The organism is Achromobacter sp. 1L-A-4-B-C2 (assembly GCF_057291955.1).
Genome location: NZ_JBXAWP010000003.1, coordinates 502448 through 520108 on the forward strand (window position 1 = coordinate 502448; position 17661 = coordinate 520108).

At 64.4% G+C, this 17661-nt stretch carries 17 protein-coding genes; 11 read left to right on the plus strand and 6 right to left on the minus strand.

Annotated elements, in window-relative coordinates:
* Positions 1–182 precede the first annotated feature (182 nt).
* Positions 183–854: a C40 family peptidase gene (locus AC0Z35_RS15765; protein ID WP_046802620.1), complete on the plus strand. Its 672-nt coding sequence runs from the start codon at positions 183–185 to the stop codon at positions 852–854.
* Between the two features lie 225 nt (positions 855–1079).
* Here the strand turns inward: AC0Z35_RS15765 and AC0Z35_RS15770 are convergent, their stop codons facing one another.
* The 4 genes from AC0Z35_RS15770 to AC0Z35_RS15785 all read right to left on the minus strand — a co-directional run bounded on the left by AC0Z35_RS15770 (position 1080) and on the right by AC0Z35_RS15785 (position 5499).
* Positions 1080–1403 carry a DUF2325 domain-containing protein gene (locus AC0Z35_RS15770; protein WP_035212827.1) on the minus strand — a complete coding sequence of 108 codons (324 nt, stop codon included), beginning with the start codon at positions 1401–1403 and terminating at the stop codon, positions 1080–1082.
* A gap of 248 nt (positions 1404–1651) precedes the next feature.
* Positions 1652–2596, minus strand: coding sequence for a CysB family HTH-type transcriptional regulator (locus AC0Z35_RS15775; protein ID WP_006218069.1), 945 nt, complete (start codon positions 2594–2596; stop codon positions 1652–1654).
* A 95-nt stretch (positions 2597–2691) separates the two neighbouring features.
* The gene (locus AC0Z35_RS15780) at positions 2692–4185 is read right to left on the minus strand and encodes a CoA-acylating methylmalonate-semialdehyde dehydrogenase (RefSeq protein WP_046802619.1); all 1494 of its coding nucleotides are present in this window, start codon (positions 4183–4185) and stop codon (positions 2692–2694) included.
* Between the two features lie 96 nt (positions 4186–4281).
* Positions 4282–5499, minus strand: coding sequence for an ABC transporter substrate-binding protein (locus tag AC0Z35_RS15785; RefSeq protein ID WP_120154289.1), 1218 nt, complete (start codon positions 5497–5499; stop codon positions 4282–4284).
* 213 nt (positions 5500–5712) lie between these two features.
* On the opposite strand from AC0Z35_RS15785, the gene AC0Z35_RS15790 reads away from it, so the two are divergent.
* Positions 5713–6633, plus strand: a complete 921-nt coding sequence (locus AC0Z35_RS15790) for a LysR family transcriptional regulator (protein WP_046802858.1) — start codon at positions 5713–5715, stop codon at positions 6631–6633.
* A 51-nt stretch (positions 6634–6684) separates the two neighbouring features.
* Here the strand turns inward: AC0Z35_RS15790 and lptF are convergent, their stop codons facing one another.
* Complete coding sequence (lptF, locus tag AC0Z35_RS15795) at positions 6685–7794, minus strand: LPS export ABC transporter permease LptF (protein WP_104143037.1); 1110 nt, start codon at positions 7792–7794, stop codon at positions 6685–6687.
* Positions 7795–7851: 57 nt separating this feature from the next.
* On the opposite strand from lptF, the gene AC0Z35_RS15800 reads away from it, so the two are divergent.
* From AC0Z35_RS15800 to AC0Z35_RS15840, 9 genes are all read left to right on the plus strand, one after another.
* Positions 7852–9360, plus strand: coding sequence for a leucyl aminopeptidase (locus tag AC0Z35_RS15800; RefSeq protein ID WP_219991882.1), 1509 nt, complete (start codon positions 7852–7854; stop codon positions 9358–9360).
* A gap of 22 nt (positions 9361–9382) precedes the next feature.
* A complete protein-coding gene (locus AC0Z35_RS15805; protein WP_485132332.1) occupies positions 9383–9853 on the plus strand; it encodes a DNA polymerase III subunit chi in 471 nt (156 codons plus the stop codon).
* 62 nt (positions 9854–9915) lie between these two features.
* Complete coding sequence (locus AC0Z35_RS15810) at positions 9916–10329, plus strand: hypothetical protein (RefSeq protein ID WP_046802615.1); 414 nt, start codon at positions 9916–9918, stop codon at positions 10327–10329.
* A gap of 118 nt (positions 10330–10447) precedes the next feature.
* Positions 10448–11158, plus strand: coding sequence for a Bax inhibitor-1/YccA family protein (locus tag AC0Z35_RS15815; protein ID WP_006218060.1), 711 nt, complete (start codon positions 10448–10450; stop codon positions 11156–11158).
* A 69-nt stretch (positions 11159–11227) separates the two neighbouring features.
* Complete coding sequence (locus AC0Z35_RS15820) at positions 11228–12145, plus strand: aldo/keto reductase (RefSeq protein WP_485132331.1); 918 nt, start codon at positions 11228–11230, stop codon at positions 12143–12145.
* 4 nt (positions 12146–12149) lie between these two features.
* On the plus strand, positions 12150–13472 hold the full coding sequence (locus tag AC0Z35_RS15825; RefSeq protein ID WP_485132330.1) for an NTP/NDP exchange transporter: 1323 nt from the start codon (positions 12150–12152) through the stop codon (positions 13470–13472).
* A gap of 90 nt (positions 13473–13562) precedes the next feature.
* A complete protein-coding gene (locus AC0Z35_RS15830) occupies positions 13563–14519 on the plus strand; it encodes a tripartite tricarboxylate transporter substrate-binding protein (RefSeq protein ID WP_314361198.1) in 957 nt (318 codons plus the stop codon).
* Between the two features lie 49 nt (positions 14520–14568).
* A complete protein-coding gene (locus tag AC0Z35_RS15835; protein WP_485132329.1) occupies positions 14569–15549 on the plus strand; it encodes a M14 family metallopeptidase in 981 nt (326 codons plus the stop codon).
* Between the two features lie 2 nt (positions 15550–15551).
* Complete coding sequence (locus AC0Z35_RS15840) at positions 15552–16652, plus strand: pyridoxal-phosphate dependent enzyme (protein WP_485132328.1); 1101 nt, start codon at positions 15552–15554, stop codon at positions 16650–16652.
* Between the two features lie 96 nt (positions 16653–16748).
* On the opposite strand, the gene AC0Z35_RS15845 is transcribed toward AC0Z35_RS15840, so the two are convergent.
* Positions 16749–17657 carry a LysR family transcriptional regulator gene (locus AC0Z35_RS15845; RefSeq protein WP_120154269.1) on the minus strand — a complete coding sequence of 303 codons (909 nt, stop codon included), beginning with the start codon at positions 17655–17657 and terminating at the stop codon, positions 16749–16751.
* Between the last annotated feature and the right edge of the window lie 4 nt (positions 17658–17661).

Consider the following 17661-nt stretch of genomic DNA (forward strand, 5'->3'; position numbering starts at 1 on the left):
AAAAAGTTCTGCCAAATGTCCACGCGGCATGGAACCATTACCGATTCGGCAATGATTGGTAATGAAAGTTTGGTAGAATCCCCGCGAAGTTGTAGATAATTGTTGATTCTGCTGACATTTCGGCCCGATCCACGGCTAATCCCGTGGCTTTTGCTGTCAAAAAGCAGGTCATCCCCAGGCGAATGCATCGACACTCCATAATCGCGCGATTAAATTCATCCACTGGCCAGGCAAAGCGCGGTCTGCGTACGCTCGCGTTGATGGCTTGTGTAGCGACCCTGGCAGGTTGTGCAGGTACCGGGCAAAAGTCAACCGCCCATACGTCCGAGATTGATCCGTACGAAATGGAATGGGTTGCCACCGCCGATGACCCCATCGGCCTCTTGGTAACGCAAAAGTTCAAGCGCGACCGCCAGCAAGCCGGCAAAGGCATCCATTCAGGTGTCAACGGCGACAACGCCATGGTCAGCGAAGCCCTTAACTACCTGGGCATCCGCTACCGCTTCGGCGGCAGTTCCCCCGACACCGGTTTTGATTGCAGCGGCCTGGTTGCCTATTCGGCAGAACGTTCGCTGGGCCTGAAGCTGCCCCGCAACGCCGCAGAAATCGCCCAGCAAGGCGTCTCGGTCGACAAAAACGAACTGAAAGCCGGCGATCTGGTCTTCTTCAACACGATGGGCCGCCGTTACTCGCACGTGGGCATCTACCTGGGCGATGACCGCTTCGTGCACTCGCCCAGCGCCGGTGGCGTGGTGCGTGTGGAAAGCATGACCATGGCCTACTGGACCAAGCGCTACAACGGCGCCCGCCGCCTGGACAACAGCCTGATGGCCTCTGCCCGCGCCGCGAACTGAGCGCAAGATTAATCCCTGATTTTCCGCCTCGGGCATCGTCACACAAAACGCCACCCAGGCGCCATCCCCCAAAAAGAAAACGCCGCCAGACTTCTGTCTGGCGGCGTTTTTCATTATGCGTGCTTCAGTGCTTGGTGTTCATTGCTCTTTCGCGGCATGAAGGCCGCAGGCCGTGTCGGCCTCCCCAGTATTTTTTGGTCCAGCGATGAATGGCATTGCGGTGGTTCAGTGCACCGTACCCGCTCGCGGGCACAGGCCGCATTGTTGCAGGGCCTGCTGCATGCTGCATACCGAACGGCGACAAGCCACGACCCGGATGCCACCGCGCTGCGCGGCGTTGCGGAACGTCTTCATGACGTTGTGACCCAGGAAGTCGGTCAGCAAAATAACCAGTTGCGTGCCCGACGGCAGTTGTAGCGTTTTCTTCTGGTGCGAGGGGTCTCGGCCGCTGATGTGATGCGTGATCGAGATGTTGTGTCCTTTAAGCAGATCCGGGATATTTCCCAGACGATCCGCGCCAACCACTACTGCACTGAGTCCTGCCGTCATGATGAACCTCACTGGTCGTTGAGCCTGGATGTAATGATAATGATTCCTATTTTTTAGTCAATTCAAATGAGATCGGTTCTTATTTAATTATTTATATGAACTAGCTGGAAGGGATAGCCAGATTTGTTCAAGCTCAGGGAACTCGCGGCTCTCCGGCCGCTCGGGGCCCGCGCTTGGCGGATGTTGCGCGCAAAAAAAAGCGCGCCGTCCAGAAGACGCCGCGCTTTTTTGTTGGTGCGAACTAAGGTCTATTTAGGCGCGCCCTGCACTGCTTCGGTCACGACCGCGCGCGTCAGCGACGGCGCCAGCATTTCCAGGAACGTGTAGACGTAGTCGCGCAGGAACACGCCGGACTTCACCCCCACCCGCGTCGTGTGCGTGCCGAACAAATGGCCCACCGGCAGCCCGACCAAGTTGGAATCGCGCCGGGGGTCGTACGCCACGCCGGCAATGATGCCGATGCCCAAGCCCACGTCCACATAGGTCTTGATCACGTCGGCATCGATGGCTTCCAGCACGATGTCGGGGTGGATGCCCTGGTTGGCAAACACTTCGTCTATCGTGCTGCGGCCGGTAAACGCGCGGTCATACGTGACGATGGGGTGTTCGGCCAGCTGCGCCAGCGACAGGCGTTTGGCGGCGCTGGATGTCAGCTCGGCCAAGGGGTGATCCGGCCGCACGACAACGGTGTGCTCCCAGGCATAAACAGGCAGCGTGGCCAAGCCCGGCGTCAACGCCAGGGACTCGGTGGCCAGCGCCAGGTCGGCTTGTTCGTGCAAGACCATTTCGGCCAACTGCGCCGGGCTGCCCTCTGCCAGGGACAAGTGCACTTTGGGAAACTGCTTGCGGAACGCGGGAATTACGCGCGGCAGCAGATAACGCGCCTGCGTGTGGGTGCAGGCAATGACCAGCCCGCCTTCGTCACGGCGCGCGAACTCGTCGCTGACTTTTTTCAGATTGTCGACTTCGCGCATGATGCGGTCGATAACCTGCGACACCGCCAGGCCCGGCTTGGTCAGGCCCTTGATGCGCTTGCCATGCCGTTCGAAGATCTTGATGCCCAGCTCGTCTTCGAATTCGATGATGGCCTTGGAGACTCCAGGCTGCGAGGTATAGAGCATCCGGGCGGCCTCGGTCAGGTTGAAGTCGCGCCGGATGGTTTCACGCACAAAACGAAATTGCTGGAGGTTCATACATTGGCCCTTAATAGATCGGCCAATTATAAGTAATAAGGACGCCTCATCATATAACTTATTCGTATAAGCTTAGGAGCAAGGCGTCCCCCCTTTCAACGCATCGAAATGGTGGTGTTCACCGTCTTGGCATGGGCGGACCAGCGCGCCGTGACCGTCTTGGTCTGCGTCCAGAACTGCACCGCCTGCTTGCCGTTGGGGCCCAGGTCGCCCAGCTTGGAACCGCGCGATCCGGTGAAGCTGAACCACGCCACCGGCACGGGGATCGGCACGTTGATGCCCACCTGGCCCACGTCGATATTGTTCTGGAAGTAGCGCGCCGCGCCCCCATCCTGAGTGAACAGCGCCACACCGTTGCCGTTGGGGTTGCGGTTGATGAAGGCCACCGCGTCTTCCAGCGTTTCCACGCCGACGCAGCACAGGACCGGCCCGAAAATTTCTTCGGTGTAGATGGTCATGTTCTCCGAAACGCCGTCAAAAATCGTGGGGCCCACGAAATTGCCTTCTTCGAAGCCCTTCACCTTCAGGTTGCGGCCGTCCAGCAGCAGCTTGGCGCCTTCGTCCACGCCCTTTTGAATCAGGCTTTCCACGCGCTTCTTGGCATTGGGCGACACCAGCGGGCCCAGATCGGCTTCGCGGTCGGTGCCCGAATTGACCTTGAGCTTTTTCGAGCGCTCGACAAAGTCCGGCAGCCAATTGCGCGCGTCGCCCACCAGCACGGCCACCGACGAGGCCATGCAACGCTGGCCCGCCGCGCCAAAGGCCGCGCCCACCAGCTGGTTCAGCGCCACTTCGGGGTCGGCATCCGGCAGGATCACGCAATGGTTCTTGGCGCCCATCATCGACTGGCAGCGCTTGCCGGCGGCCGATGCGCGGTTGTAGATCTCGGTGCCCACGCGGGTCGACCCGATGAACGACACCGCCTTGATGTCCGGGTGTTCGCACAGGCCGTTGGCCGTATCCGGGCCGCCGTGCACCACGTTCAGCACGCCCGGGGGCAGGCCGGCTTCCAGGGCCAGCTGCGCCAGGAACAACGAGGACGTCGGGTCCTGTTCAGACGGTTTCAGCACGAAGCTGTTGCCGCACGCCACCGCGATGGGGAACATAAAGCACGGCAGCATCACGGGGAAGTTGAACGCGGTGATACCCGCGCACACGCCCAGCGGCTGGATCAGCGTGTAGACGTCGATACCCGACGCGGCATTTTCGGCGTACTCGCCCAATTGCAGGTTGGCGATCGAACACGCGTGCTCGACCACTTCCAGGCCGCGCCCGATCTCGCCTTCTGCGTCGGGCAGCGTCTTGCCGTGTTCACGCGTGATCATCTCGGCCAGCTTGCCGGTGTTGGCGCGCAGCAGTTCCTGGAATTTCAGCATGACGCGCATGCGCGCGCCCTGGCCGCTGTTGCGCCAGGTCTTGAAGGCTTCCTTGGCATTGGAGACGGCCAGGTCCAGCTCTTCGCGCGTGGCGAAGGGCACCTTGGCAACGACTTCCTGGGTGGCGGGGTTGATCACGTCACGCCATTCGGTGGATTTGGACTGCACGAGCTTGCCGCCGATCAATAGCGGAACGCGGGGGACTTCACTCATTTGATGCTCCTCACACTGCGTAGTCGATGCGGATGAATCCGCGTTCATGGATCTTGCAACGCGCCTGCCAGGCAAGGGCCGGGCAGGCGCGCCGGGTTATTTCGTCACCAGCGGGCACGTCGAGTCGGCCAGTGGCTGGAAGGCTTCGGCCGCTGGAATGGTGGCCACCAGCTTGGAATAGTCCCAGCCGCCCTTGGAATCCGCGGGCTTCTTCACTTCGTACAGGTACATGTCGTGGATCACGCGTCCGTCGGGCCGGATCGATGCGTTGCGCATGATCGGATCCTTGATCGGCAGTTCGCGCATCTTGTCGGCCACGACCTTGCCATCGGTGCTGCCGGCCGCCGCCGTGGCGCGCAGGTAATGCAGCACGCTGGAATACACGCCCGCTTGCGTCATCGTCGGCTTCAAGCCCCGGAAGGCCTTTTCAAAACGCGTGGACCACTGCCGCGACGCGTCGTCATAGTCCCAATAAAAACCGTCCACATAGGACAAACCTTGCGCGCTTTCCAGGCCCAACGCCCGCAGATCCGACAAGAAAATCAGCAGCGACACCAGGCGCTGCCCGCCCGACACGATGCCGAATTCGCGCGCCTGCTTGACGGCGTTGACGGTGTCCTGCCCGCCGTTGGCCAATGCCACCACCTGCGCCTTCGAGCTTTGCGCCTGCAACAGGTACGAGGCAAAATCCGGCGCGTTCAAGGGATGCCGCACACTGCCGGCCACCGTGCCGCCCAGCGCCTTCACAGCCTTGACCGTGTCGGCTTCCAGCGAATGGCCAAACGCGTAGTCCACCGTGATGAAGTACCAGGACTTGCCGCCCGCCCGCACCGTGGCCTTGGCGCCACCGGCCGATTGCGAATACGTGTCGAACATCCAGTGAAAGCCGACGGGCGAGCATTCCTTGTTGGTCAGCGCCGTCGTGGCCGGACCCGAGAACATCACCACCTTGTTCTTTTCGCGCGCGATGCCTTGCACGGCCAGCGCCACCGCAGAATTAGTCAGGTCGGCAATGGCCGTGACGCCATCGCGGTCGAACCATTCGCGCGCTTTCGCGGCGCCCACGTCCGCCTTGTTCTGGTTGTCGGCCGACACCAGTTCGATCTTCATGCCCTTGCATTCCGCGGCCAGGCAGTCATCGATGGCCAACTGCGCCGCCGCCACCGAACCGGGCCCGCCCATCCCGGCATACGTGCCGGACATGTCCGTCAGGATGCCGATTTTCACTGGCGGCTTGTCGGCCGCTTGCGCCTGGCTTACCAATATTGCGCCCAGACACAAGCCTGCGGCCAGCCCGCGTGCGTGCAATTTCATGGATTTGTCTCCTGAGTGTTATGCGCTGATTGATAGCGTGATGCCGTCTTTGCGGCCTGCGACTCCCAGGGCAATGCCCCGAGGCCTGCCGGCCCAGTGTAGATGTGTGAAAATCAACAAGCAACACCAGAAATGCACATTCCTTGTGCATTAATGCACAGCGCAAAAAGGCCGCCCCAAGCCCGTGGGCGCGCGGATCCGGAGATCGAAATCGTGTTGGATTGGGACAGCCTGCGGTACTTCCTGGAGGTGGCCCGCACGCAGCGGGTCAGCGCGGCCGCGCGCAAACTCGGGGTCGAGCACACCACCGTGTCGCGCCGCATCCGCGCGCTGGAAACCGAGCTGGATACCCTGCTGTTCGAAAAGTCGCGCAGTGCGGGGTTTGTGCTGACGGACGATGGCCAGCGCCTTTTCGTTCACGCCGAGCAGATGGAAAGCACGGTGCACACCGCGCGCGAGAACTTGTCGGGCATCGGCCAGGCCCTGTCCGGCCATTTGCGTATCGGCGCCACCGAGGGCTTTGGCAGTTATGTGCTGACGCCGCTGGCGGCGGACTTCCAGCGGCGCTATCCCCACATCACCTTGGACATTTTGCCCGTGCCGCGCTTTGTCAGCCTGTCCAAGCGCGAAGCGGATCTGGCCATCACCATTGAACGGCCGCAGCGCGGCCCCTACGTGTGCAGCAAGCTGTGCGACTACACGCTGCGCCTATACGGCACGCCGGGTTATCTGGCCCGCCACGCCCCCATCGAGACGCGCGCCGACCTGGCGCATCACACCTTCATCGGCTATGTGGACGAACTGCTGTTCAGTGAACGCCTGCGTTACCTGGAAGATGTGCTGCCCGCCAGCAATGTGGTGCTGCGCAGCACCAGCGTGGTCGCGCAGTACCACGCCGCGCTACAGGGCCAGTCGCTGGCGGTGCTGCCCTGCTTTATCGCCGCCCAGGACCCGCGCCTGAAGCCGGTGCTTCAGACCGAAATCGAAATCACGCGATCGTTCTGGATGTATTGCCACGAAGACCTGCGCAAGCTCAAGCGCGTGACGGTGCTGTGGGAATTCATCCGCAAATCGGTGCTGAAAAACGCCGACCTGCTGGCGGGCAAGCGCGGCACGATGAAGTACCTGCCCTGACGCGAAGCGGGGGCCAGATAGGCCCCCGCTTCGTTGCAGCGTTATCGGCACTCAGGCCGGCTTGGCGTCCTTGGGTGCTTTGACCCGCAGGCGGCGCATCAGCAGGAACACGGTCAGCATCGCCACCGCGCCGTGAATCGCCCACACCCCCACGCCGAAACTGAGCTTGCCGTTGGAAATCCAGGCGCGCGACAGGTTGATCAGGTTCATATAGAGCAAGCCGACCAGGCCTGCGATCAACAGATCGCCCGAACGGCCCAGGCGCGGGTTCACCGCCCCGAGCGGAATCGCCAGCAGCGCCAGGTTCAGCGCGGCCAAGGGCAACGAAATGCGCCACATCACCTGCGACCAGCTGCTGTCCGTGTTGTCCGCCACCAGTTGCATGGTGGCACGGGCTTTCGACGAGCGCTCGGCCGCGGCACGCGCTTCGCCGATCGGGTCGTCACCCGCCTTGCTTTCCAGGCGCAGACCATATTTGTTGAAATGCACCAGGCGGATTTCGGGCGTGCCCGGCTTCAGGTCGTAGCGATGGCCTTCGCCCAGCACCAGGAAGCGGTCGCCATTGGGCAGCGTTTCGCTGTGCGCGCTGCTGGCCGTCAAGACGCTCAGCCACTCAGGGCCGGTTTCACGCGCGAACACGTTGCCCAATTCATCCGTCGGCGTAACCGGGTCTTCAGAGAAAAACACGCGATTGCCGCCCGACGATTCAGCGAACTGCCCCGCCGTGACCTTGGACAGATCCGAGCGCTGCTCGAAGCGTTCATGGTATTCGCCGATTTGCCGATACGCCCACGGCGCCGCCACCAGCGTCAAGCCCGCCACGGCCAGCGCAACAGGCACCGCAACGCGCAGAACGGGCTTTAACCAGTCGGCCAATGACAAGCCGCTGGCAAACCACACCACCATTTCGGATTCGCGGTAATTGCGCGTGACGGTCGTCAGCACGGCAATGAAGATCGACACGGCCAGGATGGTCGGCAAGGCGGTGATCGTGGACAGCGCGGCCAGCACCAGGACGACGTCGGCTCCGATGTTGCCGCCCGCTGCTTCACCCAGCAGGCGCACAAGAAGCACGCTGAGCCACACGATGAGCAACGTGGAAAAGACAACGCCAGCGTGACTGGTGATCTCGCTGACGACAGAGCGTTTAAATAGAGACATGGGAGAATATGCGGGATAATCGACCGCATCATACACAGACGTACACGGGAAACCCTCATGGAATTTAGCACACAGACCACTGCTTCCCTGCACCAGGTTAAAACCGCCGCCCTGGCTGTCGGGGTGTACGCGGACGGCGTGTTGAGCCCCGCCGCCGACATCATCGACCGCGCTTCCAACGGCGCCGTGCGCGCCGTGGTCAAGACCGAGTTCCGCGGCCGCGCCGGCTCCACGCTGACGCTGCGCACCCTGCCCGGCGTGACCGCGCAGCGCGTGGTGCTGGTGGGCCTGGGCAAGCAGGAAGAGTATTCGGCCCGCGCCCACGCGTCGGCTGAACAGGCATTCGCCTCGGTCTGCGTGGCTGCGCAACTGACGGAAGGCGTGTCCACGCTGGCCGCCAACCCCATTGCCGACGTCGCCATCATTGCCCGCGCCCGCAGCGCCGCCATCGCGGCCGGCGGCGCCACCTATCATTACGACGCCAGCTTCGGCAAGCCCGATCGCGACGCCCGCCCCAAACTCAAGAAGATCGTGCAGATCGTCGAGCGCGCCGACGCCGCCCAGGCCCAGAAGGGCCTGCGCGAAGGCGCGGCCATCGCCAACGGCATGGAGCTGACCCGCACCCTGGGCAACCTGCCCGGCAACATCTGCACGCCCACCTACCTGGGCGACACGGCCAAGCGCCTGGCGCGCGAATTCAAGTCGCTGAAAGTCGAAGTGCTGGACCGCAAGCAGGTCGAAGCGCTGGGCATGGGTTCGTTCCTGTCGGTGGCTCGCGGCTCGGCCGAAGCGTTGCGCTTCATCGTGCTGCGCCACGCCGGCGCCAAGGCCGTCAAGAAAGGCGCCAAGAATGCGCAAGGCCCGATCGTGCTGGTCGGCAAGGGCATCACGTTCGACGCCGGCGGCATCTCGCTCAAGCCCGCCGCCACCATGGACGAAATGAAGTACGACATGTGCGGCGCAGCCAGCGTGTTGGGCTCGTTCCGCGCCCTGGCAGAGCTGGAACTGCCGCTTGACGTCGTCGGCCTGATCCCCGCCTGCGAAAACCTGCCGAGCGGCACCGCCAACAAGCCGGGCGACGTCGTCACCAGCATGGCCGGCCTGACCATCGAAATCCTGAACACCGACGCCGAAGGCCGCCTGGTCCTGTGCGACGCCCTGACCTACGCCGAACGCTTCAAGCCGGCAGCCGTCATCGACATCGCCACGCTGACCGGTGCCTGCGTCGTTGCCCTGGGCAACGTCAACAGCGGCCTGTTCTCCAAGGACGACGCCCTGGCCGACGCCCTGGCGGCTGCCGGCCGCAAGTCGCTGGACACGGCATGGCGCATGCCGATGGACGACGCCTACCAAGATCAGCTGAAGTCCAACTTTGCCGACCTGGCCAACATCGGCGGCCCCCCGGCCGGCGCGGTCACCGCCGCCTGCTTCCTGTCGCGCTTTGCCAAGGCTTACCCGTGGGCGCACTTGGACATCGCCGGCACCGCCTGGCGCGGCGGCAAGGACAAGGGCGCTACGGGCCGCCCCGTGCCGCTGCTGATGCAATACCTGCTGGATCAGGTTTGAAACCTTCGCAACGGAAACGGGCATGACGCGGATCGATTTCGCCTTCGGCGCGCCCGACCGCTTGCGCATGGCCTGCCAGGTCGTGCGCAAGCAATTTTTGGCGGGCCAGCGGCTGGTGGTGTACTGTAAAGACGGCTCGCGGCTGGCCGCTTTCGACCGCATGCTGTGGGCGTTCGACGACACCGCCTTCATCCCGCACGTGCTGGCCAACGACCCCCTGGCGCCTGAAACGCCGGTTGTGCTGACCGCGGGCGATCCGCAGCAGGCCGCCCAGGCGGCCCAACCCAGCGCGGGTGCCGACGCGCCCGCGCTGTGGCTGCTGAATCTGGACAACGACAGCCCGCCGGGTTTCGACACCTTCGAACGCGTGCTTGAAATCGTGTCGGACGACCCTGACGACAAGCAGGCCGCCCGCCAGCGCTGGCGCACGTACCAGAATGCAGGCCATACGCCGCAAAGCCACGATCTCAGCCGCCAACAGGCCGGCGGTTGACCCGCCCAATCCGTCCGGTGGGCCCTGCGCCCACTGCGGCAATCTGATATTCGGGAGCCCCCATGCCCTCTCGCCCCAACGACCCTGGCATTCCCACCCTGACTCAACGGGCCGAACCGACGCTGTACGCGCCGCCGGCCCCTGCCGATGAGCCCGACGCCCCGGTGCTGACCGAGCTGGCCGACGACGCCGGCGCTGCCGACCCCGACGACGCCTTCCCCTTGCTGACGGACATCGCCGACGACAACGGGCAGGACTGGAACGTGGATGAAGCGCCCGCCGTTCATTCGGCCGCCACGCAAGCTTCCGCCGCCGCGCTGCCTGACCCGTCGGTCGTGACGGCCCGCCTGCAAGCCGAAGTCGAACAGCTCATGCGCCGCGCGCTGGCCGACGCCATCGAGCAGATCCAGACGCGCATGGACGCTGAATTACCGGGTATCGTTTCCCGGGTACTGAATGAAGTCCGACCCGGCTGAAACCGGCACTTTGCCGCAGGTGTAAATCTTCCAAAAACTGGATTCTTCAGGGAACTGTAAGGTATCCTTCCCATCTAAGCTTTCAAGCTATCTTTTTTGGCGCATACAGGAGTTCTCCATGAACGAATATCGTCCGTCCCCTTTTAATCGTTCCGGCGCAGTCGCTGGCGCGCCGGGCGAGGTCGCTCGCAACCAGGTCCTGCGCAATACTTATTGGCTCTTGGCCCTATCGCTGATCCCCACGGTGCTGGGCGCGGCGGTCGGCATGTACACCGGCATCAACCGCGTCATGGGCGCCAGCCCGGGCCTGTCCGCCATCGTCTTCCTGGTGGGCGCGTTCGGCATGATGTTCGCCATCGAGAAAAACAAGAACAACTCGATGGGCGTGGTGCTGCTGCTGGCCTTCACGTTCTTCATGGGCATCATGCTGTCGCGCCTGTTGGGCTTCGTCATGGGGTTCAGCAACGGCTCGCAGCTGGTCATGACGGCGTTCGGCGGCACGGCAATCGTGTTCGGCACGATGGCCACGCTGGCCACCACCATCAAGCGCGATTTGTCCGGCATGCAGAAGTTCCTGTTCATCGGCGCGGTCGTGATCCTGATCGCGGCGCTGGCCAACATCTTCCTGCAACTGCCCGCGCTGATGCTGACCATCTCGGTCATGGCCATCCTGGTGTTCTCGGCCTTCATGCTGGTTGACCTGCAACGCGTGGTCAATGGTGGTGAAACCAACTACGTGTCGGCCACCCTGGCCATCTACCTGGACGTCTACAACGTCTTCTCGAACCTGCTGATGCTGCTGGGCATCTTCGGCGGCAACCGCGAGTAATCGCGCACCGCCAGTTCGGTCCAAAGGCCTACATTCACGTGTAGGCCTTTTTCTTTTGGAGCGCTACCGATGCAAGACCGCCGCCGCTTCCTCCAGACCGCCGCTTGCGCCGCCCTGCTGGGGCCAGCGGGCGCCGTGCACGCACTCAGCATGAAGCAAGCCATGTGGACCCGCGCCATTCCGTCCTCCAAAGAGCAGATTCCGGTGATCGGCCTGGGCACGGCGGACACCTTCAACGCGTCGCCCGATGACGCCGCCGCCATGGCACCGCTGGCGCAGGTGCTGGAGGTGTTCACCAAAGAAGGCGGCACGCTGATCGACACCGCCCCCAGCTACGGCCAGGCCGAGGCCGTGGTGGGCGCACTGCTGGCCCGCCAGGCCGCCACGGCGCCCCCGTACTTTCTGGCCACGAAGATCGGCGCGCAAGGGCGGGAGGCCGCGATGGGCCAGATCCGCGAGTCCCAACGGCGCTTGGGGCGTGACAAGCTGGACCTGATCCAGGTGCACAACCTGATCGACACCCGCAACCAACTGGCCCTGCTGCGCGAACTGAAGCAGCAAGGCGTCACGCGCTACATCGGCATCACGCACTACACGGACTATGCCCATGACGAGCTGACCGAACTGGTCGAACGCGAAAAGCCCGACTTTCTTCAGGTGAACCTGTCCGTGGGCGCTCGCAGCGCCGAAAAGCGCCTGTTGCCGGCCTGCCAGGCCAACGGCGTGGCGGTGCTGATCAACCGCCCGTTCCAGGACGGCGCGCTCTTTCGGCAGGTCAAGGGGCGCCCCCTGCCCGCTTTGGCCGCGGAAATCGGCTGCACCTCCTGGGCACAGATCTTTCTGAAATTCATCATCGGGCATCCGGCCGTCACCGCCGTCATCCCCGCCACGTCCAAGCCCGCCAACATGGCGGATAACGCGCTGGCCGGGTTCGGGCGGCAGCCCGACGCCGCGCTGCGCGACCGCATCGCGGCCCTGCTGGCATAAGGCCATGGCCTGGGCCTGGCTTGAGCCCGCGCGCGCGCGCATTGCACGAACGCTGGGCATCCATGACGCCGACATCGCCCCGGCCGCCTGCGGCTTCGCGTTCTTTTTCTTTTTGTTCTGCGGCTATTTCATGCTGCGCCCCATCCGCGAAACCATGGGGATCCAGGCGGGCGTCAACCAGCTGCAATGGCTGTTCACCGCCACCTTTGTCGCCACGCTGGCGGTCGTGCCGATGTTTGGCGCCCTGTCCGCCCGCGTCCCGCGCGCCACCTTGCTGACCTGGGTGTACAGCATTTTTGCGCTGACCATGGCGGGCTTCGCGGCCCTGTTGTACCTGCAACCGGGCAGCGTCTGGGCGGCGCGTGCATTCTATGTGTGGCTGTCGGTCTTCAACCTGTTCGTGGTGTCGATCGCCTGGAGCTTGATGGCGGACGTGTTCCGGATGGACTCCGCCAAACGCCTCTTTGCGCTGATTGCCGCCGGGGCCAGCGCGGGCGGGTTGTGCGGCCCGTTGCTGGGCGCCCTGCTGGCCGGCGCGCTGGGCCCGGCCGGCTTGCTGCTGTTGTCCGCGCTGCTGCTGACCGCCACGCTGCCGCTCAAACAATGGTTGTTGCGCTGGCGGGCCGCCACACGCCCCGAGACCGGGCGGCAAGACATGCAGCGTCCCATCGAAGGCGCGCTGCTGGCCGGCATCCTGCGCATTTTCCAGTCGCGCTATCTGCTTGGCATTTCGCTGCTGGTTGTGTTGCTGGCCACGCTGAACACCTTTCTGTACATGGAGCAGGCGCGCCTGGTGGCCGATACCTTTCCCGACACGGCCCAGCGCATCCGCGTGTTCAGCGCGCTGGATGTCACCGTGCAGACGCTGGCGCTGCTGTCGCAGCTGTTCATCACGGGTCGCGTGGCCGCCCGGCTGGGGGTGCGCTTTCTGTTGACGGCGGTGCCGCTGGCGGTGGGGCTGTCGTTCCTGTTCCTTGCCGCGTTTCCGGTCTTTGGCGTCCTGGCCGCCGCGATGATCCTGCGCCGTGCCGGCGAATATGCGTTGATCCGGCCGGGCCGCGAAATGCTGTTCACGGCGGTGCCTGCCGAAGACAAATACAAAACCAAGAACGTCATCGATACGGTCGTCTACCGGGGCGGCGATGCGGCCAGCGGATGGGTCAAGGCCGGCGTCGACATGCTGGGCCATGGCGCGGCGCTGATCGCCCTGCTGGGCGCCGCGGTGGCGCTGGGCGCGGCCGCCGTCGGCTATGGGCTGGGCAAGCGGGCGGATGCCAGGCCTTGGCAGGACCAAGACAAGGACAAGGACAAGTGTCAAATCCCTTAGGTTTTCTTGAACACCCATGTTATTGAAGCAAACGGATTCTTAGGGCCTGCCGCGCACAATGGCGCAGCTCTCAACGCCTGGGGAATCGTCATGAAACGCACCGCCTGCCTTGCCGCCCTGCTGCTTTGCCTTGCCGCGACCACCGCGCAAGCCGACTATCCGGAACGCGCGATCACCCTGATCGTGCCAGCCGCCGCCGGTGGCAACGCCGACATCACCGCACGCTTGATCGGACAAGAAATGAGCCGACAGCTGGGCCAGCCCGTCGTGGTGGAAAACCGCGTCGGCGCGGGTGGCCGCATCGGCACGCAGGCCGTGGTTCGCGCCCCAGCCGACGGCTACACCATCGGCTACGCGCACGTCGGCACGCTGGTGTTGCATCGCTTCCTGTTCAAGCAACAGCTCTACAACCTGGACCGCGACGTAACGCCGATCGGCTTGGTGGCCGAAACGCCCAACGTGATCGTGGTGAACGCCGCATCGCCCTATCGCGACTTAAAGAGCTTTATCGAGGCCAGCCGCGCCCAGCCGGATCGCTTGACCATGACGTCGGCCGACCCCGGCACCACCAGTGAAGTCGGCGTCAAGCTGTTCATCGCCCAGACAGGCGCCGCCGTGCGCCAGATCCCTTACAAGGCCACGGCCGCGCAGTTGTCGGATCTGTTGGGCGGCCACGTGGACGCCATGATGGAAAACCTGCCGCCCTTGATCGGCAACCTGAAGGACGGCCGACTGCGCGCATTGGCCGTCACCACCAAGTCCCGCGCGGCATCCAACCCGGATGTGCCGACGGTGGCCGAACAAGGGTATCCGGCCTACGAGCAGTCCGCCTGGAGCGCGCTGATCGCACCCGCCGGCACGCCCCCCGCCGTCATCAGTCGATTGAATGACGCGATGAACAAGGCACTGCAATCGGACAACGTCGCCAAGGAACTGCGTAGCCGGTCGCAAGAGCCGCTGGGCGGCACGCCGCAGGACGTCCAAACCCAAATTCGCAAGGAGCTGCCCAAATGGGAAAGCATCATCAAGGCCGCCACGCTGGATTGACCGGCGCGCGCCCCGCCACCAGAGCCACCAGAGCCGCCGGAGCCGAAGCATGGTTCGCGTAAGCCGGGAAGACTTCTCTGTTGCCGCCGCGACCAATGACTCGGCTTATCGCCGAGTCACCGTGCCGGTACTGCGCATCGAGGCCGGACCAGGCCCGGCCGTGGCCTTGATTGCCGGCGTGCATGGCGATGAATGGGAAGGCCAGGCCGCCATCCTCGACCTGTGGCAGCAACTTCCCGGCATGCTGCAACATGGCACGGTATACCTGCTGCCGGCCGTCAATGCCGAAGCCTCTCTGGCCGGCACGCGTCTGTCGCCCAGCGACGGCGGCAACCTGAATCGCGCGTTCCTGGGCGCGCCGGCGCGCGGCTATACGGAAAGCGTGGCGGCGGCCCTGGAAGCACGGCTGCTGCCCCGCATCCAGGCCATGGTCGACGTGCACAGCGGCGGCGCCTCGCTCTGCTACCTGCCTTCATCGGTGATCACGCGTTACGGCAACGACGCCTATGACGAACGCCTGCCAGCCCTGGCCCGCGCGTTCGGCTTTCCCGACTGTGTGTTCTTTCGCGGCAACGAGGCAGGTTCGATGCCCGCCGCCGCCAGCCGCCACGGCGTGCTGCGTCTAAGCGCCGAAATCGGCGGGGGCAGGCAGACTCGCGGCGCGCTGGTCGACGGCTGCCGCAACGGCTTGCTGGGCTGCCTTGCCGAACTGGGGCTATTGCCCGCCCCCCCTGTTCCGGCGAATCGGGACGTCCGCCTCTATGACCCGGACGCGCCGGCCGCCACGCTGCGCGCCGGCGAACCCGGCGTGTTCGTGCCCGGCGTCGAGCTTGGGCAGGCGGTGACGGCGGATCAGCCGATCGGCCGCCTGATCGAACCCGCGCGCCCGGATATCCCCGCGCGGCCGCTCTACGCGCCGCAAGCCGGCACGGTCGTTTGCCTGCGCGCCATCGCGCGCAGCGACGACGGCGACTGCCTGCTGCAAGTGGCCCCCGCCCTACCCCTGGACTCCCTAGCGTCAAAATACTGACTATGCAGATGAACCCCAGATTGACCGACCTGCGCTGCATCCGCTGCGCCACCCTGTGGGCGCCCGGCGACTACGCCGAAGGCTGCCCCAGCTGCCTTGCCGCCGGCCACCCCGCCACGCTGGAATGCCGCTACGACGCCACGGAGAGCGGCAACGTCATGCCACTGCCCGTTCTTCAAGCGGTGACCTTGGGCGAAGGTGATACGCCTTGCCTGGAGGCGCCCGACCTTGCCGACGCCGAAGGCATCGGCAAGCTATGGCTCAAGTGCGAAAGCGCCAACCCCACAGGCAGCCACAAGGACCGCATGGCGGCCCAGTTGATATCACGGGCCCTCTTGGCTGGGGCGACGCGCGTGGCTGCGGCTTCCAGCGGCAACGCCGGGGTATCGATTGCGGCCTACTGCGCCGCCGCCGGCTTGCAGGCGGATATCGCCATTACCCAAAACTGCCCGCCCTTGCAGCGTGAAGCCATGGAACGCTTCGGCGCCCGTCTTCGTGCGTTCGAAGACAGCCTGGCGCGCTGGCCCTACGTTGAGGACCTGTGCCGCAATCACGGCGCGTTCGCGGGCACCAATTATCTGAATCCCCCCGTCGGCACGCATCCCTATGGCGTCGAAGGCTACAAGCCCATCGCCACCGAAATCCTGAACGTTTGCGCCACGCCCACCGACATCATCGTGCCCACCGCGCGAGGCGATCTGCTGTGGGGCATCTTGCTGGGCTGGCAGCATTTGCTGCAAAGCGGACGCATCGCGCTCCTGCCTCGCCTGCACGCTGTCGAGCCCTATGCACGCCTGTCGCGCGCGCGCGCAACGGGCGATGCGCGCGGCCTGTGGGAACGCGCCACCCAGCAATATTCCATCGCGGGCGGAACCTGCACGTTGCAATCACTGGAAGCCTTGGCCCGCTCGGGCGGCACCCCGGTGGACGTTTCCGATGCCGCTGCCGCTGCCGCGCAACAACGGCTTGAGCGCCGGGGCATCAGCACCGAACTGTCATCGGCCGCGGCGTTGGCGGCGGTGTCGCAGCTACGCCGCTCGGGCGTGCTGGACGCTGAATCGTCAGTGGTGTTGATGTTGACATCCGACGGGCGCCGGGGCTGACGGCCCCCACTGGCCGGACTGACGTCGGGCCGCTACGGGGCAGAAGGCTTCGGCCACGCGCCGAAGCTGAATTTCCCGGCCAGCAACGACGTCAAATCAAACGCCAAACCGATCCACCAGCGGGGCCAGCGCGCCGCGCAGGCAAGTGGCCCAGAATTTCCCGGCTTCGGACAAGGGCCGGCTGCCATGCAGAATCATGTGGCATTCAAAATGCACGGGTGCCGTCAGCGGGCGATAACACAGGCCCGCGGCTTCCATGCCTACCGCCGTCGCGGGGTTGGCGATGCCGACCCCGTGCCCGGCCAAGGCCAACTGGCAGACGGTGCTGGAATACGGAGTTTCAATCGCCACCTTCAGGCTGTGACCCGCTTGCCGCAACAGCGCATCCAGGCGCTTGCGCGACCCGTCCTCGGCGTTCAAGGCAATCACATCGACGTCGGTCAGCTGAGCAAAGTCCACCTGTTCCAGGCGCGCCAGCGCATGTCCGGCGGGAAACACCGCCACCGCGCGCAAGCTTGCCAGCCGATGGCCGCGCAGGCCTTCCAGTTCGGATTCATCCGCCACCACCGCCAGGTCCAGCTCGCCCGACACCACCATGTCGCGCAAGGTATTGGAGTCGCGGATTTGCAGATACAGCGGCGTGTCGGGATAACGCGTGCGAAAGCGCGAGATCGACTCGCTGACGATAGCCCCGCCGTAGGCATGGATGCAGCCGATGCGAAGCCGCGGTTGGGCGGCCCCGCGTATGGCCCGGATCTTGCGGCCCAGGCTTTCCAGGCCGACGTTCAGGCGGCGGATTTCTTCGTAGAGCAAAGTGGCTTCGGGCGTGCGCTGCATGCGTTGGCGCACGCGTTCGAACAGGCGCAGTTCAATGCTGGCTTCCAGCGCGGCCAAGGTGGCGCTGACCGTCGCGGGCGACACATCCAGCCGCCGTGCCGCAGCCGTCACGCTTTCCGTTTCGTAGACGGTGCGAAAGGTCTCGACCTGTTTTAGCGTGAAGGTCATGTGC